Genomic DNA, 26,499 nt, shown 5'->3' with positions numbered 1-26,499 from the left:
CGACGAAGAAACCACCGACCCGATCAGCTCTGACCAGGAGAAACAAGCCGCCTAACGATCACTGGCCCCTGTCCCATTTGACTTGACACCTACCGCACTCAACGAATTCCATCGTCAGGTAACGGCTCGGGAGGCCAGTGGGGTCGGCTAGCCGGAGCGCCGCCCGGAGGACCGCCGTGCCGAATGCGTGTCGAGGTCTGTCCTACGCTCAAGAGGGTGCAGGCCAGCGGAGTTTGGCGGGGGGACTGTAAAGCCGCTGCTCAGCGTGCCGAGGTTCGTCCTGGTGTTAGCCGGTCCAGGTGATGTCGAAGACGCGGATGATCTCGGCTGTGTCGTCGACGTAGAAGGAGACCAGGCCGTGGGTGCCGAAGATGACTTGGCGGTATTCGGGCTCGTCGTTGTAGAGGGCCATGGCGTCCCAAGGGCGTTCGGCGACGTCGGCGAGGGAGGTCACCAGGGCGTCGAAGGCTTCGGTGACAGGCCGGCGATCTGGGCGAGTGCGGTTGCGTGCAGCTCGACGCGGTGGTTCAACGAGCGCCGTCCGTGCGCTCGGACCATCCTGGGATCGCTTCTTCTGCGGACGTGAAGACGGCCGGGTCACCCGCGCGTGCTTGCTCTGCACGTTCTGCGAAGTCGGGACGGGCGTAGGCGACGGCCCGCATGTCCCAGAGGCGGAGGACCTCTTGGAGCTGGCGGTAGCGCCAGAGCTCGTGTGCGGCGTCGAGGGCGCTGCGGTAGTCCCGGATGAACCGGTCCCGCTCGTCATGGGGTAGCCGGCGGAGGATGTCTTCGGGGTCGAGCGGGCCATGATCGTGATTGAGCGGTTCAGCCGTCATGACGCCCCCTCCTCAGAACTCTCTGTCCCTTGCCAGCCGTCATCATGAGTCTACGGGGCTTGCCGTCCGGTGGAGGGCGCGGCCGAGCGTTCGGGGTGGTGGCGCCACCGAGGGGCGGTCATCGTCGGTCTGAGCCATGGGGTCTGAAGTACAGCACGGAAGTACCGCAACAGGGCCGCACGGTGGCTTACGTCGACCACCGGGCACACACCGTCTGACCTGGGGGGAAGTCAGTCGAGTCGGGGTGGCCGGTTTCTTGTAAACAGAAGGTTAGGGGTTCAAGTCCCCTCCGCCGGCTCGACCAGGTCAGGCCCCTGTTGCGATCTTGAGCAGGGGCCTTCTTCAAACCCCCGAATCCGGGGAGCCAAAAGTGCCCACCGCGTCACGACCGCGCCTCACGACCCATCGAAATCGCGCGCTTTGATCTTCGCCATGCGGCCATCCGGGTGATGCCACACGATCCCCTCAACGCCGTCATCCTTGGCCAGCCGCAGCACGGCATCCCGGATGCCGGCAAAGGTGAGCGGGAAACCGGGGATGCGTTCGGCGGACTCATGCTCGATGAGCACGTGCGCTTCTTGCCGCTCAGGATTCTTGTTGATCTTCGGGCCGCACAACTCGTACGTCCCCTGCACCCACTCACCCGCCACCGCGACAGCCTCAGCGTGGAACTTGGCGAAGCCCGACTGCTCCACAGGCTCCCACCCGACCGTCTTGCCGGTGTCCGCGTCGGCGGCCAGGGCCATGAATCCGGGCGGGAACTGCTTGCCTTCCTTGACCTCCCGGCGGGCCCACCAGCGCTCGCCGTCGTACATCACGCAGGTGCCGTCGTACTTGCGCGTGGCGACCCCCTCACCGTCCAGCACCCAGGCACAGTCCGGATGCGGCTCGCTGGTGACGTACTTGGGGTTGTTCTCCCAGTCGCGAACGAAGACCGTCGGTATTTTCTGCATGACCTCTCCTGCCTCTCAGGCGCTCGCGCGGCCCTCATGGTGACATGCCAGCCCGATCGGCCTTCCCCTGCTCGGGCAGCAGACGAAGCAGCGTCTCGGCGCCTCATCATGCACCGCCTGCCGCACACGCGTGTACAGGTCCTCCGTGATCCGCACCGTCGAATGCCCCGCTGAGTCGACACGATCTTCCGGTCAGCCTCGAGCGCGAGCGTCGCCGCCGTGTGCCGCGCCTTATGCAACCGGATCAGCGGCGGGTCCGCCTCGGCGGCCAGCCACCGGAAATGCTTCGAGACGAAGTCGGGGCGTACGGGGTGCCGTCCTCCCGGCAGAACAGCAGCCCATGATCCTGATACGCCTCCTCGGCCGCGAACCTCTCCCGCCAGATCATGCGCAGATGCGCGGGAATCAGTTCGGCGGTGCCGAAGTCCAGCGACACAGTGCGCTCCCCGGCCCAGGTCTTCGGCGTATCGATCACGATCGTCCCGGGATGTGGGCGATGTCGGCCGGGTCCATCCTGAGAATGCGGGTTCTAGGCCGACGGCCGCTCACGATGAGTGTCGAGGTCAGGGGCCTGCTCCCGGCTCAGGCGCTGCTTGACTTGGGGCCATGGTCGCGGCTCTGAGAAGTCATCACTCATCATGATCTCTTCCGTGTACCACCCTGTCCCGGAAAGCCAGGTGTGCAGCCAATCAGAGAGGCTGACGGCGTCCTCGAACCATGCGTTGCTCCAGTCGTCGTCTACGGCGTTGGGTTCGAAGAGCAGGACGGGTGCTTGAGGGTCGGTGCAATCGACTGCCGCGTACATGGCGCAGCCCCAGTCGAGGATCGGAAGTACCCCCTCCGGCCACCGTCGGGGCGTTCGCTCCGCGTGGTAGGTGCTGACAGCGGTGCGGCCTTCTGGAGCGATCAGCTGTAGTAGTTGATAGTCGGGTCCAAATCCGCCGTTGCCGACTTCCTGGTAGAGCCGTGACAGCAGGGGAGGCACCGAGAACCCGAGCAGCGTTTCAGCTTCTATGATCTGTTCGCCTGTGGCGCAGCAGATCGCGCCACCGGACTCCTGCATCGCGCGGGCGGCGACTTGGCTCAGCAGCACGTCTTGATCTGTCACGCCGCCCATGATGGCACTCGGCCCCGACGCAGAGCCGCATTGTTATGGCCAAGGGAGAGCCGGTTGACCGGTTGGCGTTGGACAAGCGATCTTGGGCTAATACGGGCGCTGCCAACTCAGTCGGCCGGGCTTCTGAGGGTCGTGCCGGGCAGGTCGGGGGATGCCTGTGGACCGGCGTGGTTCTTCGGAAGACTCGTAATTGTCAGCTCCCGGCTCAGCCCGTGGTGGTTGTTGGTGGCTTAGCCCAGTTGCCGTGCCATCTCGTGGTGGAAGGAGACGAGTTCTGCCATGGGTACGGCTTTTCGCGAGACCTCGGATAGGTCTTTGCCCTCCTCGGTCGACGGTGGCGGCCAAGCGTGGATGCCTTCGTCCAGCCTGAGTGCCTCCACTTCGGTCTTCCAGCCGGGCCAGCGCAGGGTGTCGTAGAACTGCGTCAAGGAGCCGGCGAGCACGGCGTACAGCCAATCGGCGTACCCCTGCTCCAGGTCCAGCCAGCCCAGATCGTCGGGCCGAAGTAGTGGACTGTGGGCGGTGCCCCGGGCTCGGCTGGAACCCAAGCGAACTGACCGCCGAGTATGTCGTAACCCACCACGAGCCAGCGCGACGCGTGATCGGCCTTGTCCATGATGTCGGGCAGGCCGCCTCCGCCACTGCCGAGTACTCGCAGCCAGCCGTGATCTACGCGGATCCCGCCGGTGTGGGCGACGACGGCCCCGAGCCACGATCTCGTCGTGATTCCCAGCTCCGCCAAGCAGACCTCTGCGCGCTCGGCGACCGGGGCCAGCATCTCGACCGGATAGGGCGCCGCCTGGACGGCGGCAAGAACCTCGTCCCACGCTGAACCGTTCACACCTCCAGTCTTTCAGGCGGCGCGGAACACGTGCCGAATGCGGGCCGAGGATGGTCGTGAGGCCGACGGAAGGGCAAGCAGAACCCCGGATGCGTCGGACAGCGCGAACGCCACGTTCGGCGGTTTGAAGCGCAGAGGTCGGTGGGCCGGAGGTGACGGCAGGCATGTCGGTATACGGCGGTCACCACGGGTGTAGGTAGGGGCCGTCTGACCTTGGTCGACGTGTCGTTGCCGCCTGGAAAGCGGACTGGTTCGCCTCGACTTCTTCGTTCGGAGCGTATGCCCGGGGGCTGGTTTCGGGCGCAACCACTTCAGCAATGCTGAGACTGTCCCAGTGGGCCGATACGCTCCCCGCCGTTGCAGACTTGGGAAGGGGCAGGCATGGGAGCCAAGACTGGGCTGCTGGCATACGCCGAAAGGGATGTCAGTGAGGCCCTTCGTGCTGCACCGGCACCGGACCCGGAGCAGACCGCGGTCCTGATCGAGCGACTTTATCCCGGTTGGACAGTCCGAGAGGCCGAACCGTCATCTCTCGGCGACGGTTGTTACCCGCCCTATGGGACGACCTACGCCACGAGCCTTCCGGGAGTCGACATCGTCTGCGACCGGCGGGTGATGATCGACCGTCCCTCGCAACTCGCGGCTCATCTGGTCGAGGCGAGCAGGGGGCGCAGATTGGTCCTGCACGCGATGCACAGCGTCGTCGACGGGCTGGCCTTCGCCGTATGGGAGGACGGACAGTTGATCCGTTCACTCAGCCTGTCTCCTGACAGCGGGGTCATGGAGAACATCGGCGAGCCGTTTCCATTCGAAGCGGCCTACTGGGCCGGGGAACATCCGGTCCCGCACAATCCTGTCTGGTCGGACGAGCCGTACCCACTGGCGTTCCATCCTCTGGAACTCGGCGAAGACGCGCTGCGTGCGCTATTGGGCTTCATCCTGGAGGGCGCGCCCGAGCCGGACGACGTCGATCCGTACGATGTCGGCCTCCTCGGATTCCAGCTCACCGATCCATCCAACCCAGACGAGGTTTCCGAACACGATGCCGCCATCAATGAGGCCGTCCAGGCCATGGGGCTGCCACGACGCTTCACGTACGCCGCTGACGGCTCACTGATCGAAATCGACCGTCCTTGAGCAGTGCCAATTCTGGAAGCGACGGCCGACACGCCAGGCCGGTGGAGCGAGTCCAAAGCCGGGGTGATGCCGGAATCTCGTCGTGATTCCCGACTCTGCGCCGGGAGCAACGTACTACCAACTCCGCTCTACAGTGCCCTTGGTCGCGACACGTGCCGTGGGGAGGGTGCGGAGCTTGGCTCGCCGGCTGCGGCGCCGCCGGACGCGGGCAGGACGTTGTTCATCGGCCCGTCCGTCGTCCTCCAGGCGGATACGCCGCTGCAATCTGCTTTCGACCCAATCTCCCAGCGCTAGGTCGGGCTCCTTGCGCCACATCTTCGGCCGACGACGCGTCAGACGCTCCTCAACCTCGACCGCCTTCACGATGTCGGGACGGCCAGCGGCTTCCTGAAGAAGCTGATTAAGGCGGTGGCGGTTGGCTCGATTGGGAAAGCGCTTGTTCAGCCGTACCGCGTTCCTGGAACTCTTATCGTTCTCCGCGTAGGCGTTGCGGCGGTCCTTGGCATAACTTAGCTGCTTCTTTTCCTGGGGGCTTCTGCTCCTCATGGACCGCCTTCCTCCTCAACTATCTTGGGTGATCATCAGGGGCGTATTGTATCCTGCGGAGCATGGCGCCCCCGGAGCGAGGCCCGCAACCTTCAGGGTGGCATGCGTTCGCGTGCCGCTCTCGCTGCGGCTGCCGGGCTTGAAGGATCGCAGCATCAATGTTGGCCGATAGGGTTTTGCATGGTCAGACGCCTGATACATCGCCGATCTTCAGGACGATCTTGTTGGCGGTGATGGACTTGATGGTGATGTTCAGGTTGGCCTCCTGGCTCCCGGTTTCGCCCTTGGCCACGGTGAAGGGGATTCCGGCGACTCTGAGTTCGACAGAATCGGTGGTGGCGGACACCAGATCGATGCGGGTGCCGAAGGCGGAGGCGCTGGCCTCTTCTGCTCGTTCGAATGTCACGGTGCATGGGGGGTGCGGCGTTTCCGGCCTGTTGTGGGCAGTCGGTTTCGGCGTTCGTGTGATGGGACGCCGGGCCGCTGCAGGCGGCCGCACCGGTGAACGGCGGCAGAGCGATGGAGAGGATGGCGAGCCACCGTCCGGCTGGGGGGATCATGGCCAGTGAGCTTATGGGGCGGTGGCGGGCGTTCGCCATGGACGAGGTCCGGCGTGTGGCGGAATCTCGTGGACGGGGCCCTGGTGTCGCCCGGACGCCATTGTCAGGTAAGTTTATTCGTTCCATTAGGTCTATTACGTAGTGGACGACCTCGTCGGTGGAGGAGGTGGCGGCGAAGGCTCGGGGGTTCACGCCTTTCTCGGTGCGGGACGGGGTGGAGTGGACGATGACGGGGACTTCGTTGTCCAGGCGGGTGAGTTCCCGGAGGAGGGTGTTGCCGGCCTCCGGGTCGTTGCCGCGGCGCATGTCGGTCAGGAGTATGTCGTAGGAGTGGGCCCGGAGTTCGGCCAGAGCCTCTTCAGTGGAAAGTGCCGTTTCCACGTCCATGCCGAATTTGCGGAAGAGGCGGATGAGGCTTGAATTGTAGCTCGGGTTGTCGTCCACCCAGAGGATGCGGCCGTCGGTCAGGTATTCGGCCGCGTGGTCCAGGCGGCGGAGGACGCCGCGGCGGGTTTCGGGTGTCGCGGGCTCGTCGCTTTTGCTCGCCGCCTCGTCGAGGAGGTCTCTGGCGGCGGAGAACTGAATTGTTCCGGCCGGGGTGTCCAGGCTGCGGGTTCGTCTGATCAGGTCGCTCACATGGTGGCGGTAGTGCACCAGGACGGAGATGATCAGTAGCGGCCATATGAGGGCCCTGATGTAGTTCAGGATGAGTTCGGCTATTTCCACGCGGCAATCTTGATCAGATTGGAGTCGGGGCCGGAGCCTTCTGGCCGGACGTGGCCCCGCTCCGGATCGGGGCGGGTTTACGGTGGAGGTATGGCGTTGGTGTCGGGTGGAAGTGTTGCCGGGCCGGGTGCTGCGGAGGCCGCCCGGTGGTGGTTGCGGATGATGCGGAATCCGCTGGAGACGTATGGGGCGCTCGGGCGGCGTTACGGGGATGTGGTGCGGGTGCCGTTCGGCGTGGGGCGGGCTCTTTATGTGCTTTCGCGGCCCGAGCACGCCGAGCATGTGCTGGTGGCGAACCAGGACAACTATGTGAAGGCGTTTACGTATCGGCCGCTGCGGGCGGTCATCGGGGAAGGGCTGCTGACCAGCGAGGGGGAGACGTGGCGGCGGCATCGGCGGGTGGTGCAGCCGGTGTTCGCGCAGCGGCACGTCGTCGGGTTCGCGCCGCAGATCGTCGAGACGGCCGTTGCGGCGGTCGGGCGGTGGCCCGACGGGGTGGTGCTGGACGCGGCGGGTGAGCTGCGGCGGCTGACGCTGGACATCGTGGGACGGGCGCTGTTCGGCAGCGAGCTCGCCGGGGAGGCCGGGCGGACGGGGCGTTCCCTTGAGGCGCTGCAGCGGGGCGCGGTCGTGGGGACTTTCCTGCCGGGGGCGACCGCGAGACGCGGGGTGTATCAGCGTGTGCCCGGGCTGGGCGCAGCGATCGGCCAGCTGGACGACCTGGTGCAGCGGGTCGTCCGGGGGTCGTCCGGTGGGGAGCTTCTGCATCTGCTCAAGGAGGGCGGTGAGTTCTCCGAGGCCGAATTGCGGGATGAGGTTCTGACGCTGTTGCTGGCCGGGCATGAGACGACGGCGGCTTCGCTGGCGTGGACCTTCGTGCTGCTTTCGCGGTATCCGGCGGCGCGTGAGCGGCTGGAGAACGAGGTGGACGAGGTGCTCGGCGGGAGGGATCCGCAGGCCGGCGACGTGGACCGGCTGCCTTGGACGCGCGCCGTCCTCTCCGAGGCCATGCGGATCTATCCGCCGGCATGGACCATTGAGCGCGACGCCGTCGACGAGGACGACATCGCGGGGGTACGGGTCCCCGCGGGTTCGACGATCGCCGTCCCGCCGTATCTGCTGCATCGGAACACGGAGATCTGGCCCAATCCGGAGGGTTTCCAGCCGGAGCGGTTCATGGGTGAGCAGCAGCGTCCCCGCTACGCGTATCTGCCGTTCGGGGGTGGCCGGCGCATCTGTGTCGGGGCCGGATTCGCGATGCTGGAGGCGATCCTGGTGCTGGCGGCCGTCAGCCGCACTCACCGGCTCGATCTGGCCCCGGGGGTGCCCGTGCGCGGACGGGCCGAGATCACGTTGCGGCCGGCCGGGCCCGTCCCGATGCGGGTGTCACGCAGATAGTCCGCGGGACAAGCCTGCCCGGGGCCACGGAGTCGCGGCCCCGGGCTCGGCGGGTGACGTCACGCCCTCTGACGGGGAAGCATCAGGGCGGGGACGAGGGCGAGGACGCCGATGGCCAGCGCGATCCAGAACGTATGCCCGAAGGCCGTGGCCAGGAGCGGCGCCACCTGAACGCGGGTCTCGTCGGGCATCGGGGCGAGCGCCGCGTGACCGAGCGCGGGCGATTGGGCGGTGATCTCGCGTTGCAGGATCACGGCCAGGGCCGTGGTTCCGACGGAGGCGCCCATGCGCTGGAGCGTGTTCATGGCGCTGGTCGCCCGCGGGATCAGATGTCCCGGCAGCGCCTGGTAGGCGGCGGCCAGGGACGGCATGATCGTCGCGCCCAGGCCGAGGCCGATGACGAAGAGGGCCGCGGCGAGGAGGACGGGTGAGGTGGCGGCGTGGATCTGGGTGTAGGCGGCGGTGCCGATGAGGCCCATGACGATCCCGGCGGGGACGACCACGCCGGCGCCGACCCGGTCGGTGACGCGTCCGGCCAGCGGCATGGCGACCGCGGCGCCCAGCGCCTGGGGGGCGAGGAGGAGGCCGGTGGCGAGCGGGCCGTGGCCGCGGACGATCTGCCAGTACAACGGGAGGAGGACGAGAACGCCGAACAGCGCGATGGCGACGACGACGTTGGTGAGCACGGCGGCGGTGAAGCCGCGGTTGCGGAACAGGGAGATGTCGATCAGGGCCGGACGGGTGCGGGCGTGCAGGACGTAGAGGCCGATGAGGACGGCCGCCGTGCCGATGACGGCCCAGGTGCGGGGCGAGTCCAGGGCGCCGGGACGTCCCGCTTCGGCGGTGCCGTAGGCGAACACCGTCACCCCGGCGCACAGCAGGACCAGGCCGCGGACGTCCAGTGACGTCGGACGCGAAGCGGAGCGCGGCAGCAGGCGCAGCGCGGCCACGACGGCGATCAGGCCCAGGGGCAGGTTGACGAGGAAGATCCAGCGCCAGCCGGCGGTCGAGATGATCAGGCCGCCGACGATCGGGCCGGCGACGGAGCCGAGCAGCATGGGCAGCCCGATGAAGCCCATGACGCGGCCCATCCGGTCGGGGCCGGCGGCCTGCGCGAGGATCGTCTGCGCGACCGGGACGATCAGTCCTCCGCCGACGCCCTGCACGACGCGGAACAGGATGAGGCTGGGCATCGACCAGGCGAGGCCGGCGAGGGCGGAGCCGGCGACGAACAGCAGCAGCGCGGTGATCCACACGCGGCGGGCCCCGAACCGCTCGGTGGCCCAGCCGCTGATCGGGATGACGCCGGCGAGGCCCAGCATGTAACCGGTCAGGACCCATTGGACGGTGCGGATCGAGGAGCCGAACTCCTCGGCGAGGGTGCGGGTGGCGACGTTGACGGCGGTCGCGTCGATGATCGACATGATCGTGCCGAGCACCACGACCGAGCCGATCGCGATGAGTCTTCGGTCGAGGGCCGGTGCGGTGGCGGGTGGTGAACCGGGTGCGGTGAGCGTGGTCATTTCGGTTTCCTCGCATTCAGGCGGGCTTGATGTTGTGGTTGCGGTGGAACACGTTCTGGGGGTCGTAGGCCCGCTTGATCTCGCGGAGCCGCCGGTGGTTGTCGGGGGTGTAGGCGGCGGCCGTCCTGGACGGGTCGTGCAGGAAGTTCAGGAACGAGCCGCCGGTCGAGTACGCCGCCAGCGGCGCCGCGGTCTCGGCGGAGCCGTTGACGGTGATCGAGAAGGGCACGTCGCGGTGTCCGACGGGGCCGGCGTCCGCGGCGGGACGGGCCATCGCGCCGCCCCAGTGCCGAATCTCGACGGCGGACGCGTCGCTGCCGGCGATGGCCGCGATCAGCGGGTCGGGCAGGTCGGCGAACAGGTCGAACTGGAGGGGCGGGATGCCGCCGAGCGACTCGGTCTCGGCGTACGGCATCGTCCGGAAGTCCTCGTGCAGCGGCGGGCCGGCGGCCTCCCAGAGTGATCGCAGTTCCCGCCGGGCGTCGTCCGGGTCGCCGGTGTGGACGCCGCGGACGGCGACGACGCGCCCGTACCGGTCGTGGTCGGTCACGACGATCGAGACGGTCAGCTCGTCGGGACGGGCGTCGGACTCGTCCCGGAAGAGGGTGAGCACGTCGCCGGCGCGGTCGGCGGGGAACAGGGCGGTGCCCGCGTAGACGGTGGAGACCGGGTGGAGCCGGAACTCCAGTGAGGTCACAACGCCGAAGTTGCCGCCGCCGCCGCGCAGTGCCCAGAACAGGTCGGCGTGGTGGTCGGCGTCGGCGGTCAGGTGACGGCCGTCGGCGGTGACGACGCCGGCGCGCAGCAGGTGGTCGGCGGCGAACCCGTACCGCCGGGACAGCCAGCCGACGCCGCCGCCGAGGGTGTAGCCGGTGACGCCGACGGACGCGTGCGAGCCCGACAGCGGGGCCAGCCCGAGGGGCGCGGCGGCGGCGATGACGTCGCTCCAGCGGGCGCCGGGGCCGACGCGGGCGGTCCGGCGGGACGGGTCGACCAGCACGTGCGCCATCCGCGAGGTCTTCAGGAGCAGGCCCTCGTCCGGCGCGACGACGGTGCCGTGCCCGGTGGCCTGGACGGTGAGCGGCAGGCCGCGGTCGCGGGCGGTGAGGATCGCGGTCCGGACGTCGGCCGGGCCTTCGGCTTCGAGGGTGAGCGGGCCGGTGGGCGGGGTGATCGTTCGGGTCGCGGACGAGGTGTTCATGATCTTGTTCCTTCCGGAGGTTTTTTCTCCACTTACTCGGACCGTAACACTGACCGGAGGATTTGTCTCCACTTAGTTCTGGATTTCTCGGGGGAGCGCCCCCTCCAGGTCTTCTGAGTCGACGTTATAGTCACGGATATTGATAGTCAAGATCCGTGACTAAAAATCAATCGGAGGATATTCCTCCACATGCTTGTTATGCTGACGCCATGGGGCAGAAGCCGAACGCCGCCCGGCCGCCGCTGCGGGCCGACGCGCGCGACAACCGCAACCGGATCCTCGCCGCCGCCGGGGAGGTCTTCGTCGAGCAGGGGCCGGGCGCCCCGCTCGAGGAGATCTCCAAGCGGGCCGGCACCGGGATCGCCACGCTGTACCGCCGTTTTCCCGACCGCAAGGCGCTGACCAGGGCGGTCGCGCTGGATGCCCTGCAGCGCACGATGGACGAGGTCACGCGGGCGCGCGACGAGGAGCCGACGGCCTTCGCCGCACTGACCCGCTACATGCACCGTGTCCTGGACATCCGGATCGGCGCGGTGTTCCCCGTGCTGCTGGAGGAGATCCCGTTCGAGGACGAGGAGATCGCGGCCGTCCGCGACGAGGGCGTCGGCATCATGCAGGGCCTGGTCGCGTCCGCCCAGCAGGAGGGTGACCTGCGCCCGGACGTCACACACGGCGACATCGGGATGCTGCTCGTGCGCCTGTCGCGCCCCCTTCCCGGCCCGCTTCCCCGGGAACTCACCGAGGACCTGGCGCACCGCCACCTCGACCTGCTCATCGACGGCCTGCGCGCCACGGCCGGACGGGCGCAGGCGCTCGGCGGCCCCTCTCTGACGTTCGACGACCTGCAGTCGATCGGGGACGGGCAGGACACCGCGGCCCCGTAGCCGTCCACCGCCGACCTGCGCCGATGTGACTGCGTGTCCTTTCTGGGCACACGAGGGGCATGAACATCACAGGGATCATCACCGCGATCGTCATCGGAGCGATCATCGGTTCGCTGGGGCGGCTGCTGCTGCCGGGACGCCAGCCGATCGGCATCATCCTGACCGTGCTCGTCGGCATCGCGGCGGCGCTCATCGGGACGGCGATCGCGCAGACGGTCGGCGTCGACACCACCCGCGGGATCGACTGGATCGAGTTGGTGTTCCAGGTCGGCCTGGCCATGCTCGGCGTTTCGATCGTCGCCGCGCTCAGAGCGCGCCGCAAACACCGCAACGTCGAACGCTGACCGGCCCGCCGCCGGCATCGCGGGCGCCGTCGGCAACGCGGCCGCCGCCGGCAACGCGGCCGGTCAGGAGGGAGGCTGTTCGGGGGTCCGGGAGCGCGGGCCGGGGAGGCGGAACAGGTCGCCGAGCCTGGACAGGACCTCGCGGTCGCCCGACACGGCGGCCCTCCCGCCGTCGATCAGTTCGCGGAGTGCCGACCGGCCCGCGGCCATGCCGAGGAGCGCGTCCTCGTCCATCTCGACGACGGCGTCCGGACGCTGCGCCGGGCCGTGCGACATCTCGACCGTGCCGTCGTCGACGCGGGCGTGGAGCACCTCGTCGCCGATGCGGAACTCGTAGACGGCCCGCAGCCCGGCGGCCGCCTCGGGATCGAAGCAGGACTTGAGCCCCAGGACGGCCCACCCCGGGTGGAAGGTCTCACCCTCGCGCCGTTCACCGAGCGCCCACTTCATCCCCCACCGGGCGATTTCCAGGACGGCCGGGCCCAGTTCCTCGCCCGCCTCCGTGAGCGCGTACGCGGGCGTCCGGGCGGGCGCCGGCAACGTGACCTTGCGGGCGAGGCCCTCGCGCTCCAGATGCTTCAGCCGCGCCGACAGCAGGCCCGCGCCGAGGCCGCGCAGGCTGGCCTGCAGGTCGCCGAACCGTTTGGGGCCGGTGAGCAGCTCCCGGATCAGCAGCAGCGTCCAGCGTTCGCCGACGAGGTCGAGGGTGCGCGCGGTCGCGCAGTACTGGTTGTACGTCCGCTGGTCCACTACATCACTCTATGGCGCGGGCTTCTTGTTCTCGAAGTCCCCGGCGATGTCCAGGAGCAGCCGGGCGAGAGGTTCCGGATGGGTGACCATCACGTTGTGCGGACCGTCCAGCCCGAGCGTCCGGTATCCGAGCGCCTTGCCGAAGCGGTCGAACGGAAACGACTGCGGACGGCAGTGGACGGCCGTTCCCGGAATCCGGTCGACGGCTCCGGCGAGGCGCGTGGTGTCGGTGAAGGTGCGCAGCGGCTGGTGGCGCAGGCGCGGGAGGAGCCGTTCCGCCTCGTCGGGGTCGGTGATGCCGAACGCCGCCGGGGGAGGGGCGGGCACCTGCGCTCCGTCCGCCCAGGACCGGACCGTCTGGACGAAGGCGTCGGGGGCCAGGGTGAACATGCCGGAGCCGTCCGGCCCGGCCCACCCGTCCACCAGCACGATGTGGGCCACCCGATCGGGACGCAGGTCGGCCGCTTCCCTCACGACCAGGCCCGCGTAGCTGTGCCCGACGAGCACGACGTCGTCTTGTGCGGTGCCGAGTGCGGTGACGACGTCCTCGACGTGCTCGCGCAGGCCGACGTCACCGTCCCGCAGGTTGGGGACGAGGGTGTGCGCACCGGCTCGGTGAAGGAACGGCGTTACCTTCTCCCAGGCCCAGGGGCCGTGCCATGCGCCGTGAACGAGAACGAACGTGGTCATGCGGGGCGCTCCTGTCGCAGAAGGGGCAGGACGAGGTCGGCGAAGGCCTCAAGTCCGGCGTCGTGGTCGTCGGTCGCCAGCCGGATCACCAGATGCCGTGCGCCGGCCTCGGCGTAGGACGTCAACCACTTCGCGGCCTCGCCCGCCGTGCCGGCGAACGTGGCCTGGATCGACTGGATGAACTCCAGCGGGGCGTCGTAGTAGCGCTCGATGCTGGTTCGCAGACGCCGGTGAGCGCGCTCGGCGTCTTCGTCCAGGCAGACGGTCGCGTAGAGGGCGGGCGTGACGGGCCGGGTCGCCGCCGTCTGGATGACGTCCCGTTCCTCCGCATACGTCCGCACCTCGGGCGGGTAGGGCAGCCAGCCGTCGGCCAGGCGGGCCACCCTCCGCAGCGCCGGCCCGCCCCCGCCCGCCAGCCAGATCGGCGGCCCTCCGGGACGGGCGGGCGGCGGCGCGAGCGTCACGTCCTCGAACGCGAAATGCTCGCCCCGGTACGAGACCGGGCCGGCGCCCGACCACAGTTTCCGCATGGCCTCGATCGACTCCTCCATGCGGCTCACGCGGCGCTTGAAGCTCACGCCGATCGCGTCGAACTGGGCCTCGGTCCGGGGGTTCGGGAATCCGGCGCCCATGCCGGCGATCAGCCGCCCGTCCGCGAGCCGGTCGAGGGTGGCGAGCTGGTGCGCCAGCAGGATCGGGTGCCGCAGCGCGGGCAGCAGCACCGCCGTGCCGAGCTCGACCCGCTCGGTGACGTGCGCCGCGGCCGCCAGGAGCAGCAGCGGGTCGGCGCGCGGCCGGGTCACGGGGCTGTCACCCGCCCACACCGAGTCGAACCCGAGCGCTTCGGCCCGCCGCGCCTGCTCGACCAGCCGTCCCGGATCGTGCTCGTCCAGCAGGCTCTGCTCCCGCGTCGGCAGCAGATAGCCGACCCGCGTCTCCACCATGGACCCTCCTCATCGGTGGGTCCGACTCTAGAGGATCACTTCTTGTTTTTGAAGTAAGAAGTTCAGATTCAGGAAATTAGTTGGAGTCCGGTTCAGCAGTTTTCTAGCGAGGAACCCCGGCCCTTCAGGGCCGGGAGGAATCGCTTCCCTCGTGTGCGGCGCGCTAGCGCCGCCTAGCTAGTCCGGTCGTTTCTGGTTCTCGATGTATTCGGCGATGACCGACAGTGGTGCGCCGCCGCAGGACGCAGCGAAGTAGGACGGGGACCAGAAGTGGTCGCCCCACAGGTACTTGCGGATGTGGCTGGGGAACTCCTGGCGGAGCTTGCGGGCCGACACGCCCTTGAGCGAGCCGACCAGCCGGGACAGGGCGATCTTGGGCGGGTAGTGCACGAGCAGATGCACGTGGTCGGTCTCGCCGTTGAACTCGCGCAGCTCGGCGCCGAAGTCGCCGCACACGCCCCGCATGATCTCCTCGCAGCGGCGCAGGATCTCGTCGGTGAACGGTCCACCCCGGTACTTCGCTGTAAAGACCAAGTGTGCATGCAGGGTGTAGACGACGCTGCGGCCCCTGCGGATATCGGGATCCGGCTCCCATCGAGGTGACATAGACCAATGATACGATCACGGGCGTGAAGATCGTTGTGCGGGTCAAGTTGCTGCCGGACGCCGCACAGGCCCCGGCACTGGAGCGCACCCTGCGCACGGTCAACGAGTGCGCGAACCGGGTATCGGCCGCCTCGTTCGAGACGCACGGGCTCAAGGGATCGGTCAAGGACCTGCGGTCGATGACCTACGGCGACCTCAAGGCCGACGGCCTGGGCGCGCAGGCCGCGCAGCACGTCATCAAACGCGTGGCGGACGCCTACACCACGGTGCGGGCCAATATCCGGGCGGGGAACCTGGGCGGTGAGGGCTCCAGACGACGCCGCAAAGCGGAGTCGAAGCCGATCATATTCCGCGCCGATGCCGCGCACACCTACGACGACCGGTGCCTGTCGTGGAACTACGACGCCCAGACCGTATCCATCTGGACGACCGGCGGGCGTCTGAAGAACGTCCGCTTCGCCTGCTCGCCCACAGCGCTCAAGCAGCTCACCGAATGCCGCCAGGGCGAATCGGACCTGGTGCTGCGGGACGGCAAGTGGTTCCTGATCGCCACATGCGAGATTCCCGAGGGCGAGCAGTACGAACCGAAGGACTGGATCGGGGTGGACCGGGGCATCAACAACCTCGCCACCACCAGCGACGGCGACAACCACTCCGGGCGGCGCCTGGACCGCTACCGGCGCCGGCAGGCCCGCAAGAAGGCCGAACTCCAGGCCAAGAAGACCCGCTCGGCCGCGCAACTGCTCAAAAAGCGCGCCCGCCGCGAATCCCGGCACGCCACCCACACCAACCACAAGGTCTCCAAGACCGTCGTTGCTGTCGCCCAACGCACCGAACGCGGCATCGCCCTGGAACAGCTCCAGGGCATCCGCGAGCGGGTCACGGTTCGACGCGACCAGCGAGCACGGCAGTCCTCCTGGCCGTTCCACCAGCTCGGCAACTTCATCGCCTACAAGGCCAGGCGGGCCGGTGTGCCGTTCATCGAGGTGGATCCGGCCTATACCTCGCAGCGCTGCCCGCGCTGCGGCCACACCGAGCGCGGCAACCGCCGCAGCCGGGACCACTTCCAATGTCGTCGGTGCGGCCTCGCTGGGCCGGCCGACCACGTCGCCGGGGTCAACGTGCGCGACCGCGCACGCTCGGCGTGGGTATTTGTCAACATGCCCCCACCGGCCCCCGCCTGAGCGGGAACCGGCGATGTGACCCGTGACCGCCCCGCCGTAGCGGGCAGTCGGGAGCATAAACGAAGCCTTTCCGGACTGAGTTAACAAGCTCGGTCCTTCAGGGCCGAGTAGTTGACTCCTTGGCCAACACGACGGGGCCTGTCGAGGTGTTGGCCGTGAGCCAGATGGATCCGTGGCCGGGAACCGTGGTCAGGTCGCTGATGCTCATCGTGTTCGCGCCCCACGGCATGGACACGGGAGTGCGCTGCCAGGTTCCGCCGGCGTACGACAGCAGGACCGGCCTTCTGCGGTGGTAGCCGTCGACCACGACGCGTTCGGCGCCGCCCGCCCAGACGGTTCCTGAACCGTCCACAGCCAGGTGGACGCCCTCGACCCCGTCGGGCAGAGTCACTTGTGACCAGGTGGAACCGTTCCAGCGGACCAGGCGCCCGGTTCCGGTCTCGGCAGCCCAGACGTCGGTTGCGGAGACGGGCAGCACGTCGTACAGCGCGGGGCCGTCGTACGGAAAGTCGACCGGCTGCCAGATCTGGCCGTCCCAGTGGGCGATGGCGGAGCGGCCGTCGGGTCCTCCCTGGCCCACGGCCCACGCGTCGGTGGAGGTTCGTGCCGCCATGTCCATCACGCGGGAGAGCCCGGTGCCCGCGACGGGCTGCCAGCCGTCGCCCGCCCGGCGGTACAACGGCGCTTCGCCCTCATGCGTCATGACCCATGTGCCGGCGGCGTTCGCCGCGACCTCGAACCCCGTGCCGGCCTCGGGCGGGTCGACCTCGATGAAGCCGGTGCCGTCGAAACGGGCGAGGTACCGCGGCGGGTCCGCGATGAAACTCAGCGAGTAGGAAACCCAGACGTCGTCGGGCGCCGCCGCGGCGACGGTCTCCATCGGGCCGTTGCCGCTCCAGCCGTGCAGCGGGAACTCCTCCCAGGCCGAGCCGTTCCAGCGCCGGACCACCGGGTTGCCGTCGCTTTCCAGGGAGCAGCCCCACGAGGCGATCTGGGGAATGCAGAACGCCCCTTGCACCCCCGCCACCCATACGTCGGACGGGCCGGTCGCGGAGATGTTGCCCAGGCCCGCGCTCGGCCAGAGGAACGGCAGTCCGACCCGGCGCCACTCCCCGTCCGCGGCGTGGGCGGTGGTGGCCGGAGCGGCCATGGTCATGACGGAGGCGAGGAGGGCCAGCACGGCCAGCGCGCGTTTCATGATGATCAGTCCTTCGTGAGGACGACGGGACCGTTCGAGGCCGTGGCCGCCAGCCAGAGGGCACCGGTTCCGGGAACCGTGGTCAGCCCGTGGACGGTCATCTCGTCCGCGCCCCACGGCATGGACAGGACGGTGCGCTGCCAGGTGCCGCCGGCGTACGACAGCAGCACCGGCCGCCACTTGTCGTAGCCGTCGACGTTGATCCATTCCCGGCCGCCCACCCATACGGTTCCCGCGCCGTCCACGGCCAGCTCGACCCACTTGACCCCGCTGGGCAGGTCGATCTGCGACCAGGTGGCACCGTTCCAGCGGACGACGTACTCGGCTCCGTCCACGGCGGCCCAGACGTCGGTGGCGGAGACCGGCAGCACCTTGGTCAGCCCGCGGTCGTCGCGCGGGTAGTCGACCGGCGTCCAGGAGTCGCCGTCCCAGTGGGCCGCGGCGGCATGGTCGTCGGCTCCTCGGCCGACGGCCCACGCGTCGGTGGCCGTCCGTGCCCGTACGTCCTCCACGTAGGTGAGGCCGGTGCCTTGGGCGGGCTGCCATGCGCCGCCCGTCCAGCGATAGAGCGGCGCGTCGCCGCCGGTCGCCGACAGCCACGCGCCGGCGGCGCCCCCGTGGACCTCGACCCGCATGCCGGTCTCGGGCGGGTCGATCCTGGTGAAGGCGGTGCCGTCGAAGTGCGCCAGGTACGCCGGCTCGACGTGCGGCGGCGTGGACACCCAGACGTCGTCGGACGCTACTGTGCCGATCGAGGTGATCGGACCGTGGCTGTTCCAGCCGGGCAGCGAGAACTCCTCCCAGGCGGAGCCGTTCCAGTGGCGGACCACGGGGTTGCCGTCGCTCTGCACGTAGCAGCCCCACGAGGCGATCTGCGGGATGCAGAAGGCTCCTTGCGCGCCGGCCGCCCACACGTCGGAGGGGCCGGCCGCCGCGATGTCGGCGAGACCCGCGTTCGGCCAGAGGAACGGCAGTCCGACCCGGCGCCACTCCCCGTCCGCCGCCCGCGCGGACGCGGCCTGTGCGGCGGCCGCGGTGGACGAGGGCGTGTCCGGCACCGCGCCGATCGGCACCGTCACGACCGGTGCCGCCGCGATCGACACCGTGGACAGGAACAGGGTCGTACCAGCCAGTAGACGTCTCATGGGAGAAACCATGCCACTGAATGCTGGCATTTTCCTAGGGTCGATCGCGGCCCTTTGCGGCCGCCGGGGCGGGAGGGGCGCCGTTCTCCTTCTGGATCTCGCCAAACGGGGGTTGCGGAGATTGAAACTTTGATCCCATAGAGCGATCAGGCAGATGCGGAGAGTCATGTCCGGTCCAGGGGAGGCCAGATGGTGGGGGACTCGAAGGTCACGGGACGCCGGCGGAGCGAAACGGAACCTTCAGGGCAGTACGCGCCAATAGCGGGTTACGAGCGGTTCCGGCTGCTCAGGTGGAGGTACCGGCGCGCCGCGCTGGTCGTCGGCACGGTGTTTCTCGGGTGGTATTTCGTCTATGTCGGGCTGTCCGCGTTCGCCCGGGACTTCATGGCGCGGACGGTGACCGGGCACGTCAACGTCGCGCTCCTGCTCGGTCTCCTGCAGTTCGTCTCGACGTTCGCGCTGGCCTGGACGTACGTGGCGTACGCGCGGCGGCGGCTCGACCCGCTGGCCGGTGAGCTGCGGTGATCGAGCATCATGCGGTGACGTTCTCGCTCTTCGTCGCGTTCATCCTGATCACTCTCGGGATCACGGTCTGGGCGCGGATGAACACCCGCGGCACCGACGACTTCTACGCGGGCGGGCGGACGTTCTCCGGCGCGCAGAACGGCGTGGCGCTCGCGGGCGACTACATGTCGGCGGCGTCCTTCCTCGGCATCGCGGGGATCATCGCGCTGTCCGGATACGACGGGTTCCTGTACTCGATCGGCTTCCTGGTGGCGTGGCTGCTCGCGCTGCTGCTGGTCGAGATGATGCGCAACGCGGGCCGGTTCACGATGGCGGACGTGCTGTCGCGGCGCGTCCGGCAGCAGGCCCCCGTGCGCCGGGCGGCGGTCGTGTCCACCGTCACCGTGTCGGTGTTCTACCTGCTGGCGCAGATGGTCGGGGCGGGGGCGCTGGTGTCGCTGCTGCTCGGCATCCACAGCGGGGAGCGGTTCCTCGGAATGTCCGCGGGCACCGCCAAGACGGTGACGATCGTCGCGGTGGGCGCGCTCATGATCTGCTACGTCGCGTTCGGCGGGATGAAGGCCACCACCTGGGTGCAGATCATCAAGTCCGCCCTGCTGATGGCGGGCTCCGCCGTGCTGGCGGTCATGGTGCTCGGCAGGTTCGGCTTCGACGTCAGTGCCATGCTCGGGTCGGCCGCCGACGCCAGCGGGAGGGGCGAGGCGTTCCTGCGGCCGGGCCTGCGATACGGGCAGGACGTCCCCGGCGACGCCTTCCACACGATCGTCAACAAGCTGGACTTCATCAGCCTCGCCGCCGCGCTGGTGCTCGGCACGGCCGGCCTGCCGCACATCGTCAACCGCTTCTTCGCCGTCCCGGACGGACGCGCCGCCCGCACCTCGGTGTCGTGGGCGATCGGGCTCGTCGGCGTCTTCTACCTGATGACGCTGGCGCTGGGCTTCGGCGCGGCCGCCCTGGTCGGACGGCAGGCGATCGCCGAGCAGGACCCGTCCGGCAACACCGCGGTCCCGCTGCTCGCGCGGGAGGTCGGGGAGCACGTCGGCGGGCACCTCGGCGGCGACGTCATGCTGGCGTTCATCGGCGCGGTGGCGTTCGCGACGATTCTCGCGGTCGTGTCCGGGCTGGTGCTCGCCTCGTCCACGTCGCTGGCGCACGACTACTTCGGCCAGGTGCTGATGTTCGGCCGTCCGCGCGAGTCCCAGGAGGTGGGGGTCGCCCGGTTCGCGGCGTTCCTCGTCGGCTCGCTGGCCATCGTCCTCGCGGTCGTCGCCCGGAACCTGAACGTGGCGTTCCTGGTGGCGCTGGCGTTCGCGATGGCGGCCGCGGCCAACCTCCCGGCGATCGTGCTGTCGCTGTTCTGGCGGCGGTTCACCTCCAGCGGGGTCGTCGCCGGCATCTACGGCGGGCTGATCAGCTCGCTGGTGCTGGTGGTGTTCTCGCCGGTCGTGTCCGGGAAGGTCGACCCGGTGACGGGCGAGAGCCTGTCGCTCTTCCCCGCGGGCGTCGACTTCCACGTGTTCCCGCTGGAGAACCCCGGCATCGTCTCGATCCCGATCGGGTTCGCGTGCGCCGTCGCGGGGACCCTCCTCGGACGCGAACAGCCAGACCCGGAGCGCTACGACGACCTGTCGGTCAGGGCACTGACGGGCGCGGGCTCCCACTGACCGGTGCGGGCTCCCACTGACCCGGTGTGGGCTCCCACTGACCGGGTGCGGGCACCCAGTGACGCCCCCTGCGGGACGCCGCCGTCCCGCAGGGGGTGGTGACGTGCCGGTGTGGGAGGGTTAACATTTCGTGCCCGCCCTGGTTACCGGCGGGTATCGAAGGGCTGGTCGGGTCGGCGTGAAGGGGAGGATTCCCGCTGTCCCGGACGTGCCCTAATGTGCCGAGTGCCCGGGCCGACGCCGGTTCGCGTGGCAGAATGTCAACCCGTCGTGGAGCGCGGCGGTCTGCCGGGAGGGAGGTGCGGCGGCGTGTCCGAAGCCGGTCGACGCCGTCCAGCGCGTACCCGACCGGCGACCCGGCTCGGCGCCCGGACGACCGCGGCCCTCACCGTGCTCACCCTCGGCGCCGCCGTGGCCGTGCCGGTGGCCGTCGCGACCGGCGACCGGCGGCAGCCGGAACGGACCGTGCGCGGCGCGGCGGCGGGGGCCCTCCTCAACGCCCCGACCGACCAGATCCGCGCCCGCGAATGGCACCTGGAAGCGCTCCGCACCCAGAAAGCGTGGAAGTACTCCAAAGGACGCGGCGTCACCGTCGCGGTCCTCGACACCGGCGTAGACAAGAACCATCCCGACCTCACCGGACAGGTTCTCACCGGGCCCGACCTCACCGGCGGAGTGCGCAGTCCCGGCACCCGCTACTGGGGCCTGCACGGGACGTCGATGGCGAGCATCATCTCCGGCCACGGCCACGGGCCCAGGCTGTCGCAGGGAATGATGGGCGTCGCGCCGCAGAGCCACATCCTGTCCATCCGCGTCACGCTGGAGAACGACGATCCGCTGCGGCGCGACAACGGGCAGGGCGGGAGCAGCGACCGCGACGCCGTCGCCCAGGGCATCCGCTACGCCGTCGACCACGGCGCCGACATCATCAACATGTCCCTCGGCGGCGGACGCCAGTTCTACAACGGCACCAAGTCCCAGGAAAGCGCGATCAAGTACGCGCTCGACAAGGGCGTCGTCCTGATCGCCTCCGCGGGCAACGACGGCTCGGGCGCCAACCGCAAGAACTTCCCCGCCGCCTACCCCGGGGTGATCGCCGTCGGCGCGCTCGACCGCCGACTGCGCCTCTGGAAGGACAGCAACCGGCGCTCCCACGCCGCCGTCTGCGCACCCGGCGTGGACATCGTCAGCGCCGACGCCAGCAACGGCTACGTCGTCGGGACGGGCACCAGCGCCTCGTCGGCCATGGTCGCCGGGGTCGCCGCCCTCGTCCGGTCCCGGTATCCGAGGCTGACACCGGCCGAGGTCCGGGAGGCGCTGATCCAGGGGTCGCCCGCGCGGCGCGGGCGTCCGACCGGCTCGTCCACCTGCCAGGGGACGGTGGACGCGCTGTTGACGCTCTTCGCCGCCCACAAGATCAACAAAACGTCCAGCGGCCCGGTGGAGGCGCCGCCGCCGTCCCCGTCGCCGGAACCGGTGGCGCAGGTCCAGGGGGAGGGCTCGGACCTGCTGCTCCCGCTGGTCCTCGCCGGCGGCGGGCTGCTCGTCGTCCTCGGGCTCGTGCTCGGCTGGCGGCAGCGGCGCCGCCCGGAGGACGACACCGGCGACACCGATGCCGTGCCCGACTACGGCCTGCCGTCCGCCCCGCCCGCGCAGCGCCACCCCGCCGCCGCGGTGGTCGTGCCGCGGCGCTCCGCGGCCGTGGCGCCCGTGGTCGCGCCCGTGAACGCGCCGCTCTGGCAGAGCACCGACGTTTACCAGGGGCCGCCCGCGCCCGCCGTCCCGCCGGGGAACGCTCCGCCTTTCGAAATTTCGCCTTTCGACGTCCCGCCTTACGACATCCCGCCCTCGGCCGTCCCGGGCGGGGAGCGCTCACCGTGGGACGGAACGCCCATGGACGAGCCGCCCATGGAGACACCGTCCATGGAAACGCCGTCCATGGACACCTCGTCCTGGGGCTCCTCCTGGGACACGGAGGCACCGCCCGACCGCGACGAGCCCCCGCCGCCGGCTCCGCACCAGCCGCCGATCATGTCGAGCGAGCTGCGTCCGTTCGTTCCCGGCGAGTACTCGGCGAACGGCCGGAGCGGGGGCCACGCCAACGGGCAGGGCCACCTCAACGGATACGGCTTCACCAACGGGCACAAGCCGGCGAACGGGCATGATTTCGGCAACGGCCACCACGACAACGGGAACGGCGCCGGCGACACCGACCTCAACGGCGCCGACCTCAACGGTTCCGGAGTCGACGGTCTCGCCGGAGACGACGTGTCCGGCTTGGACGACGACGACTGGGAGGCGTTCCGGCGGAACGCCCTCGACGGGCACGAACCACCGGACATCGGCCTGACGGCCCCGCTGCCCGCCGTGCCTCCGGAGCCGCCGGCGCAGCCGCCGCCCCCGCCCGGTCCTCCGGTACCGCCCGTGGACGAGTGGCCGACCGGCGCGCTGCCCGCCGTCCCGCCCGATCCCGCCGACGGCGAGCCGCCGCGCGGGCCCGTCCCCCCGATGGACCAGGCGGACGACGAGCCGCGCGGGCGGCATTCGCGTCGCTCAGGGCCCTCCGACGACGAGGACTACCGGCCGCCCTGGTGGTGAACGCCGCGCCGCCCGCGGTACTCCACCGGGCGTAGCGCGAGAGTCTCCGGCCGGACGATGTGGGCCCCCGTACCCGTCGCCGAGCATCGACGTATCCGAACAACAGGAAGGTCGATGAACCATGTTGACGACGTTGGCGACGCAGATGAACCTGGGCAACTGGCACGACGGCGGGGACGCCCCCGCGTTCTGGCCGGTCTTCCCGATCACCTTCGGCCTGTTCTGGCTGGCCGTGCTGGCGACGGCGTTCTACCTGATCCGCCGCCGGATGAACAACGGCGCCGCGGCGGCCGCGGCGGCGGCCGACCCGATGGCCAAGGCCCAGTCGGTGCTCGCCGAGCGGTTCGCCCGCGGCGAGATCGACGAGGACGAGTACCTGATGCGCATCTCCACACTCCGCAACGGAACCTGACCCGGGGCCTCGGCCCGCCTGGACGGGGAGGCCCGCGCTAGTCGGCGCGGGCCTCCTCGAAGATCTTGTCGATGCCGTCCGCGTAGCGCGGGGCCCGGCCGGCCGCGTCGACGAAGCGGGTGAGGAGCCGGGCGAACTCCGTCCGCTCCCGCGCCGACCAGCCGGACATGAGCTCGTCGAAGTAGGCGCGGCGGAACCGGTCGGCGACCTGCTTGACACGTCGTCCGGCCTCGGTCAGTCCGAGGTTGGCGCGGCGCGCGTCGAGGGGGGAAGGCCGCCGCGACAGCAGTCCGGCGTCGATCGCGTGCCCGACGAGGCGGCTCGCGGTGGACGGGTCGATCTCCAGCCGTTCCGCGACGGCGCCGACGGTGACCTCGCAGGACGGCTCGTCCGCGCCGCCGGGCTCGCCGGCGGCGGTGAGGGCGGCGACGGCGTTCACCACCATCAGGTTCGAGATCTGCAGCGGCCGCCCGCCGGTTTCGGTGGGCGTCTGCGCGCGGATCCGCTTCATGAGGTCGGGTTTCGCCCAGGCCCGGCGAAGCTGGAGCAGCGCCACGCTGATGTCGGCGAGGACCGGGTCGGAGGCGGGCTCGTCAGACGAAGCCGGCGCGGCCCGCTCATGCCCTGTGGGTTCGCGGTCGGCGGGTTCGCGGTCGGCCGTGTTCCGTCCGGCGGGCCGTTTCGTGGCGGAGGTGTCCGTCGCCATGCAGAGGTCTCCGTTCCGTGCTGTCATCGCCGCCTGCTCGGACGCCACGCCGGACGGGTGCTGAATTCCGACTCTAACGAACGCGATCCGCACCCGTTCGGGGGCTGCTGGGACGGACGGTCCCGGTGGGACACGCGGCGTTGAAGATCCCCAGGTGAACGGGGATGTGATGCACTGAACCGCCTGACGCCGTTACCCGCGAACCGCCGGAACTTGTCCGCGCGGACGCGTAACATGACACCCGCCCGAACCCGGACGACCCGGGATCAGTAACCACAGAGGGGACCTGATGCGAGCGGCGAACGCCCCCGGTGATCCCCGCGGTGACGTCCCCCCACAGGACGGAAGCATGGACGATGGCCCGGTTCCGCAACCCGTGACCGAAGAAGGCGGGGCGGACGACGCCGCCTTCCCCGCCGACCAGCTCTCCGAGCGTGACCGCCGGATCCTCGCCTTCGAACGGCAGTGGTGGAAGTACGCCGGAGCGAAGGAGCAGGCCATCCGCGAGCTGTTCGACATGTCGGCGACGCGGTACTACCAGCTCCTCAACATTCTGATCGACCGACCCGAGGCGCTCGAGTGCGACCCGATGCTCGTCAAGCGCCTGCGCCGGATGCGGTCGCAGCGGCAGCGCAGCCGCGCGGCCCGCCGCCTCGGCATCCGGCCCTGACCCGACCGGCCGCACCGTCTTCGTCCGTGGACTCGCCCCGGGTGGGTCCTGGCGACACCCCGGACGAAGAGGGTTGACTGGCCGGGTGAACTCTCCCCGCTCTGTGACGGCCGCCGGCGCCGCCGGCCTCGACGCGATCCGCGAATCCCCGGCCGGGGCCGTGCTCGGCTTCGACTTCGACGGCACCCTCGCGCCGATCGTCGACGACCCTGCCGCCGCGCGGGCGCATCCGGGCGCGGCCCCGGCGCTGGCGCGGCTGGCTCCGCTGGTGGGCGCCGTGGTGATCGTCACGGGACGTCCCGCCGCGGTGGCGGTCGAGTACGGCGGTCTCGACGGCATCGACGGCCTGGTCGTGCTCGGGCAGTACGGGCTGGAACGCTGGGAGTCCGGCGTCCTGACCGTGCCCGAGCCGCCGCCTGGTGTCGCCGAGGCCCGCGCCAAGCTGCCGGACGTCCTGGCGGCCGCGGGTGCGCCGCCGGAGACCTTCGTCGAGGACAAGGGGCAGGCGCTGGCGGTGCACACCCGCCGGTGCGCCGAGCCGGAGGTCGCGCTTGAGCGGCTGCGGAGCATCCTCGCCGCGCTCGCCGAACGTACCGGGCTGACGGTGGAGCCCGGCCGGCTCGTCCTGGAGTTGCGGCCGCACGGGATGGACAAGGGGATGGCGCTGCGGTCGTTCATCGACGGCCGCGCGGCGCGCCCGTCGGCCGTGCTGTTCGCCGGAGACGATCTCGGTGACCTGGCGGCGTTCGACGCCGTGGAGTCGCTGCGCGCGGAAGGTGTGCCGGGGGTGCTCGTCTGCAGCGGGTCCACCGAGGTGACGGCGCTGGCCGAGCGGGCGGACGTGGTCGTGGACGGCCCGTCCGGAGTCGTCGGCTTCCTCGGGACGCTGCTCGACCCGTCCCCCTGACCTGCACGGGCTGCCGTTACCTGTCGGCGGGTGACAAGTTCCTCGTCGGCGTTTATCAGATCTCGCTCGTTTCCGGAGCCGCCCGCGGGCCGCCCGTCCACGTGCGGCAAGATGTGGCGAATTGCGGCAAAGGTGCGGTTCTCGGGGGGCCGCGCTACGAAAGGCGAGGCCAGACGGTGCACACGGAACCGGGATTCCCACGCCGTCCGGGCGATCCCCGGCACACCCCTCCCCAGGGTGAGCCTTCGCCCCGGGCGACACCCGTGGAAGGGCTGCCGGTCCACCCCGCGGCGCCCGAGCCGCCGAGTGTCCGGACACCGCCGTCGGGTGCCCCGATACCGCCTGGCGCCCCGAACCGCCCCATCGTCCAGGGACGTCCCGCCGCGCCTGAGCCCGCCGCGCGGGAGTCCGCCGCGCGGGAGTCCTTCGCGCGG

General features: G+C 70.0%; 27 protein-coding genes and 2 pseudogenes. 11 read left to right on the top strand and 18 right to left on the bottom strand.

The genetic code is table 11. The annotated features are described in order from the left end of the window. Positions 1 to 286: 286 nt before the first annotated feature. The 6 genes and pseudogenes from AB0C35_RS42845 to AB0C35_RS42820 all read right to left on the bottom strand — a co-directional run bounded on the left by AB0C35_RS42845 (position 287) and on the right by AB0C35_RS42820 (position 3,684). A complete protein-coding gene (locus tag AB0C35_RS42845) occupies positions 287 to 454 on the bottom strand; it encodes a hypothetical protein (protein ID WP_358469289.1) in 168 nt (55 codons plus the stop codon). A gap of 73 nt (positions 455 to 527) precedes the next feature. After that, positions 528 to 836: a DUF6247 family protein gene (locus AB0C35_RS42840; protein WP_358469286.1), complete on the bottom strand. Its 309-nt coding sequence runs from the start codon at positions 834 to 836 to the stop codon at positions 528 to 530. A gap of 395 nt (positions 837 to 1,231) precedes the next feature. Beyond that, a complete protein-coding gene (locus AB0C35_RS42835) occupies positions 1,232 to 1,789 on the bottom strand; it encodes a hypothetical protein (protein ID WP_358469283.1) in 558 nt (185 codons plus the stop codon). A 244-nt stretch (positions 1,790 to 2,033) separates the two neighbouring features. Next, positions 2,034 to 2,264, bottom strand: a complete 231-nt coding sequence (locus tag AB0C35_RS42830) for a hypothetical protein (protein ID WP_358469280.1) — start codon at positions 2,262 to 2,264, stop codon at positions 2,034 to 2,036. A 54-nt stretch (positions 2,265 to 2,318) separates the two neighbouring features. Beyond that, entirely contained in the window at positions 2,319 to 2,897 is a 579-nt protein-coding gene (locus tag AB0C35_RS42825; protein ID WP_358469277.1) for an SMI1/KNR4 family protein, read from the bottom strand. 239 nt (positions 2,898 to 3,136) lie between these two features. Further along, a pseudogene (locus tag AB0C35_RS42820) lies at positions 3,137 to 3,684 on the bottom strand (DUF2625 family protein). Between the two features lie 444 nt (positions 3,685 to 4,128). Here AB0C35_RS42820 and AB0C35_RS42815 point away from each other — a divergent pair. Continuing rightward, a complete protein-coding gene (locus AB0C35_RS42815; protein ID WP_358469275.1) occupies positions 4,129 to 4,884 on the top strand; it encodes a hypothetical protein in 756 nt (251 codons plus the stop codon). Between the two features lie 114 nt (positions 4,885 to 4,998). Here AB0C35_RS42815 and AB0C35_RS42810 read toward each other — a convergent pair whose 3' ends face one another. From AB0C35_RS42810 to AB0C35_RS42800, 3 genes and pseudogenes are all read right to left on the bottom strand, one after another. Beyond that, entirely contained in the window at positions 4,999 to 5,430 is a 432-nt protein-coding gene (locus tag AB0C35_RS42810; RefSeq protein ID WP_358469272.1) for a hypothetical protein, read from the bottom strand. 184 nt (positions 5,431 to 5,614) lie between these two features. Further along, positions 5,615 to 5,836: a hypothetical protein gene (locus tag AB0C35_RS42805; RefSeq protein ID WP_358469294.1), complete on the bottom strand. Its 222-nt coding sequence runs from the start codon at positions 5,834 to 5,836 to the stop codon at positions 5,615 to 5,617. A gap of 418 nt (positions 5,837 to 6,254) precedes the next feature. Next, positions 6,255 to 6,998, bottom strand: a pseudogene (locus AB0C35_RS42800) (hypothetical protein); the annotation flags it as partial. Here AB0C35_RS42800 and AB0C35_RS42795 point away from each other — a divergent pair. Continuing rightward, the gene (locus AB0C35_RS42795) at positions 6,879 to 8,114 is read left to right on the top strand and encodes a cytochrome P450 (RefSeq protein WP_358469292.1); all 1,236 of its coding nucleotides are present in this window, start codon (positions 6,879 to 6,881) and stop codon (positions 8,112 to 8,114) included. The pseudogene AB0C35_RS42800 and the gene AB0C35_RS42795 sit on opposite strands and share 120 nt — an antisense overlap. Positions 8,115 to 8,173: 59 nt before the next feature. Here the strand turns inward: AB0C35_RS42795 and AB0C35_RS42790 are convergent, their stop codons facing one another. Together AB0C35_RS42790 and AB0C35_RS42785 are read right to left on the bottom strand one after the other, a co-directional pair. Further along, positions 8,174 to 9,637 (bottom strand): DHA2 family efflux MFS transporter permease subunit, encoded by a 1,464-nt coding sequence (locus AB0C35_RS42790; RefSeq protein WP_358469269.1) that lies wholly within the window; start codon positions 9,635 to 9,637, stop codon positions 8,174 to 8,176. Positions 9,638 to 9,653: 16 nt separating this feature from the next. Next, positions 9,654 to 10,838 carry an FAD-binding oxidoreductase gene (locus AB0C35_RS42785; RefSeq protein ID WP_358469267.1) on the bottom strand — a complete coding sequence of 395 codons (1,185 nt, stop codon included), beginning with the start codon at positions 10,836 to 10,838 and terminating at the stop codon, positions 9,654 to 9,656. A gap of 209 nt (positions 10,839 to 11,047) precedes the next feature. On the opposite strand from AB0C35_RS42785, the gene AB0C35_RS42780 reads away from it, so the two are divergent. Both AB0C35_RS42780 and AB0C35_RS42775 read left to right on the top strand, forming a co-directional pair. Further along, positions 11,048 to 11,722 carry a TetR/AcrR family transcriptional regulator gene (locus AB0C35_RS42780; RefSeq protein WP_358469264.1) on the top strand — a complete coding sequence of 225 codons (675 nt, stop codon included), beginning with the start codon at positions 11,048 to 11,050 and terminating at the stop codon, positions 11,720 to 11,722. Between the two features lie 59 nt (positions 11,723 to 11,781). Further along, the gene (locus tag AB0C35_RS42775) at positions 11,782 to 12,066 is read left to right on the top strand and encodes a GlsB/YeaQ/YmgE family stress response membrane protein (protein ID WP_358469261.1); all 285 of its coding nucleotides are present in this window, start codon (positions 11,782 to 11,784) and stop codon (positions 12,064 to 12,066) included. Positions 12,067 to 12,129: 63 nt separating this feature from the next. On the opposite strand, the gene AB0C35_RS42770 is transcribed toward AB0C35_RS42775, so the two are convergent. The 4 genes from AB0C35_RS42770 to tnpA all read right to left on the bottom strand — a co-directional run bounded on the left by AB0C35_RS42770 (position 12,130) and on the right by tnpA (position 15,056). Further along, entirely contained in the window at positions 12,130 to 12,816 is a 687-nt protein-coding gene (locus AB0C35_RS42770) for a winged helix-turn-helix transcriptional regulator (protein WP_358469258.1), read from the bottom strand. A gap of 9 nt (positions 12,817 to 12,825) precedes the next feature. Continuing rightward, complete coding sequence (locus tag AB0C35_RS42765) at positions 12,826 to 13,506, bottom strand: alpha/beta hydrolase family protein (RefSeq protein ID WP_358469256.1); 681 nt, start codon at positions 13,504 to 13,506, stop codon at positions 12,826 to 12,828. Continuing rightward, on the bottom strand, positions 13,503 to 14,450 hold the full coding sequence (locus AB0C35_RS42760; RefSeq protein ID WP_358469253.1) for an LLM class flavin-dependent oxidoreductase: 948 nt from the start codon (positions 14,448 to 14,450) through the stop codon (positions 13,503 to 13,505). Before AB0C35_RS42760 ends, AB0C35_RS42765 begins: the two co-directional genes overlap by 4 nt. 177 nt (positions 14,451 to 14,627) lie before the next feature. Then, on the bottom strand, positions 14,628 to 15,056 hold the full coding sequence (gene tnpA / locus AB0C35_RS42755; RefSeq protein WP_358469250.1) for an IS200/IS605 family transposase: 429 nt from the start codon (positions 15,054 to 15,056) through the stop codon (positions 14,628 to 14,630). 23 nt (positions 15,057 to 15,079) lie between these two features. On the opposite strand from tnpA, the gene AB0C35_RS42750 reads away from it, so the two are divergent. Then, positions 15,080 to 16,240 carry a transposase gene (locus AB0C35_RS42750; protein ID WP_358469248.1) on the top strand — a complete coding sequence of 387 codons (1,161 nt, stop codon included), beginning with the start codon at positions 15,080 to 15,082 and terminating at the stop codon, positions 16,238 to 16,240. A gap of 97 nt (positions 16,241 to 16,337) precedes the next feature. On the opposite strand, the gene AB0C35_RS42745 is transcribed toward AB0C35_RS42750, so the two are convergent. Together AB0C35_RS42745 and AB0C35_RS42740 are read right to left on the bottom strand one after the other, a co-directional pair. Then, positions 16,338 to 17,438 carry a hypothetical protein gene (locus AB0C35_RS42745; protein WP_358469245.1) on the bottom strand — a complete coding sequence of 367 codons (1,101 nt, stop codon included), beginning with the start codon at positions 17,436 to 17,438 and terminating at the stop codon, positions 16,338 to 16,340. Between the two features lie 5 nt (positions 17,439 to 17,443). Further along, a complete protein-coding gene (locus tag AB0C35_RS42740; RefSeq protein ID WP_358469242.1) occupies positions 17,444 to 18,583 on the bottom strand; it encodes a hypothetical protein in 1,140 nt (379 codons plus the stop codon). 189 nt (positions 18,584 to 18,772) lie between these two features. Between AB0C35_RS42740 and AB0C35_RS42735 the strand changes: the two genes are divergently transcribed. From AB0C35_RS42735 to AB0C35_RS42720, 4 genes are all read left to right on the top strand, one after another. Further along, a complete protein-coding gene (locus AB0C35_RS42735) occupies positions 18,773 to 19,108 on the top strand; it encodes a DUF485 domain-containing protein (RefSeq protein ID WP_358469239.1) in 336 nt (111 codons plus the stop codon). A gap of 14 nt (positions 19,109 to 19,122) precedes the next feature. Next, complete coding sequence (locus AB0C35_RS42730; protein ID WP_358469237.1) at positions 19,123 to 20,772, top strand: cation acetate symporter; 1,650 nt, start codon at positions 19,123 to 19,125, stop codon at positions 20,770 to 20,772. A gap of 309 nt (positions 20,773 to 21,081) precedes the next feature. Further along, positions 21,082 to 23,370: a S8 family serine peptidase gene (locus tag AB0C35_RS42725; RefSeq protein ID WP_358469234.1), complete on the top strand. Its 2,289-nt coding sequence runs from the start codon at positions 21,082 to 21,084 to the stop codon at positions 23,368 to 23,370. Between the two features lie 121 nt (positions 23,371 to 23,491). Further along, positions 23,492 to 23,782, top strand: a complete 291-nt coding sequence (locus AB0C35_RS42720; RefSeq protein WP_358469231.1) for a hypothetical protein — start codon at positions 23,492 to 23,494, stop codon at positions 23,780 to 23,782. 37 nt (positions 23,783 to 23,819) lie between these two features. On the opposite strand, the gene AB0C35_RS42715 is transcribed toward AB0C35_RS42720, so the two are convergent. Continuing rightward, positions 23,820 to 24,488 (bottom strand): MarR family transcriptional regulator, encoded by a 669-nt coding sequence (locus tag AB0C35_RS42715; RefSeq protein ID WP_358469228.1) that lies wholly within the window; start codon positions 24,486 to 24,488, stop codon positions 23,820 to 23,822. Positions 24,489 to 24,837: 349 nt separating this feature from the next. On the opposite strand from AB0C35_RS42715, the gene AB0C35_RS42710 reads away from it, so the two are divergent. After that, the gene (locus tag AB0C35_RS42710) at positions 24,838 to 25,158 is read left to right on the top strand and encodes a DUF3263 domain-containing protein (RefSeq protein WP_358469225.1); all 321 of its coding nucleotides are present in this window, start codon (positions 24,838 to 24,840) and stop codon (positions 25,156 to 25,158) included. Positions 25,159 to 25,243: 85 nt separating this feature from the next. Beyond that, on the top strand, positions 25,244 to 26,065 hold the full coding sequence (gene otsB / locus AB0C35_RS42705) for a trehalose-phosphatase (RefSeq protein ID WP_358469222.1): 822 nt from the start codon (positions 25,244 to 25,246) through the stop codon (positions 26,063 to 26,065). Positions 26,066 to 26,499: the final 434 nt, after the last annotated feature.

The organism is Spirillospora sp. NPDC048819 (genome assembly GCF_040650055.1).
Taxonomy (GTDB): Bacteria; Actinomycetota; Actinomycetes; order Streptosporangiales; family Streptosporangiaceae; genus Spirillospora.
The sequence above is the reverse complement of the archived record's forward strand: the minus strand, read 5'-3'. Positions and strand labels throughout refer to the sequence as shown.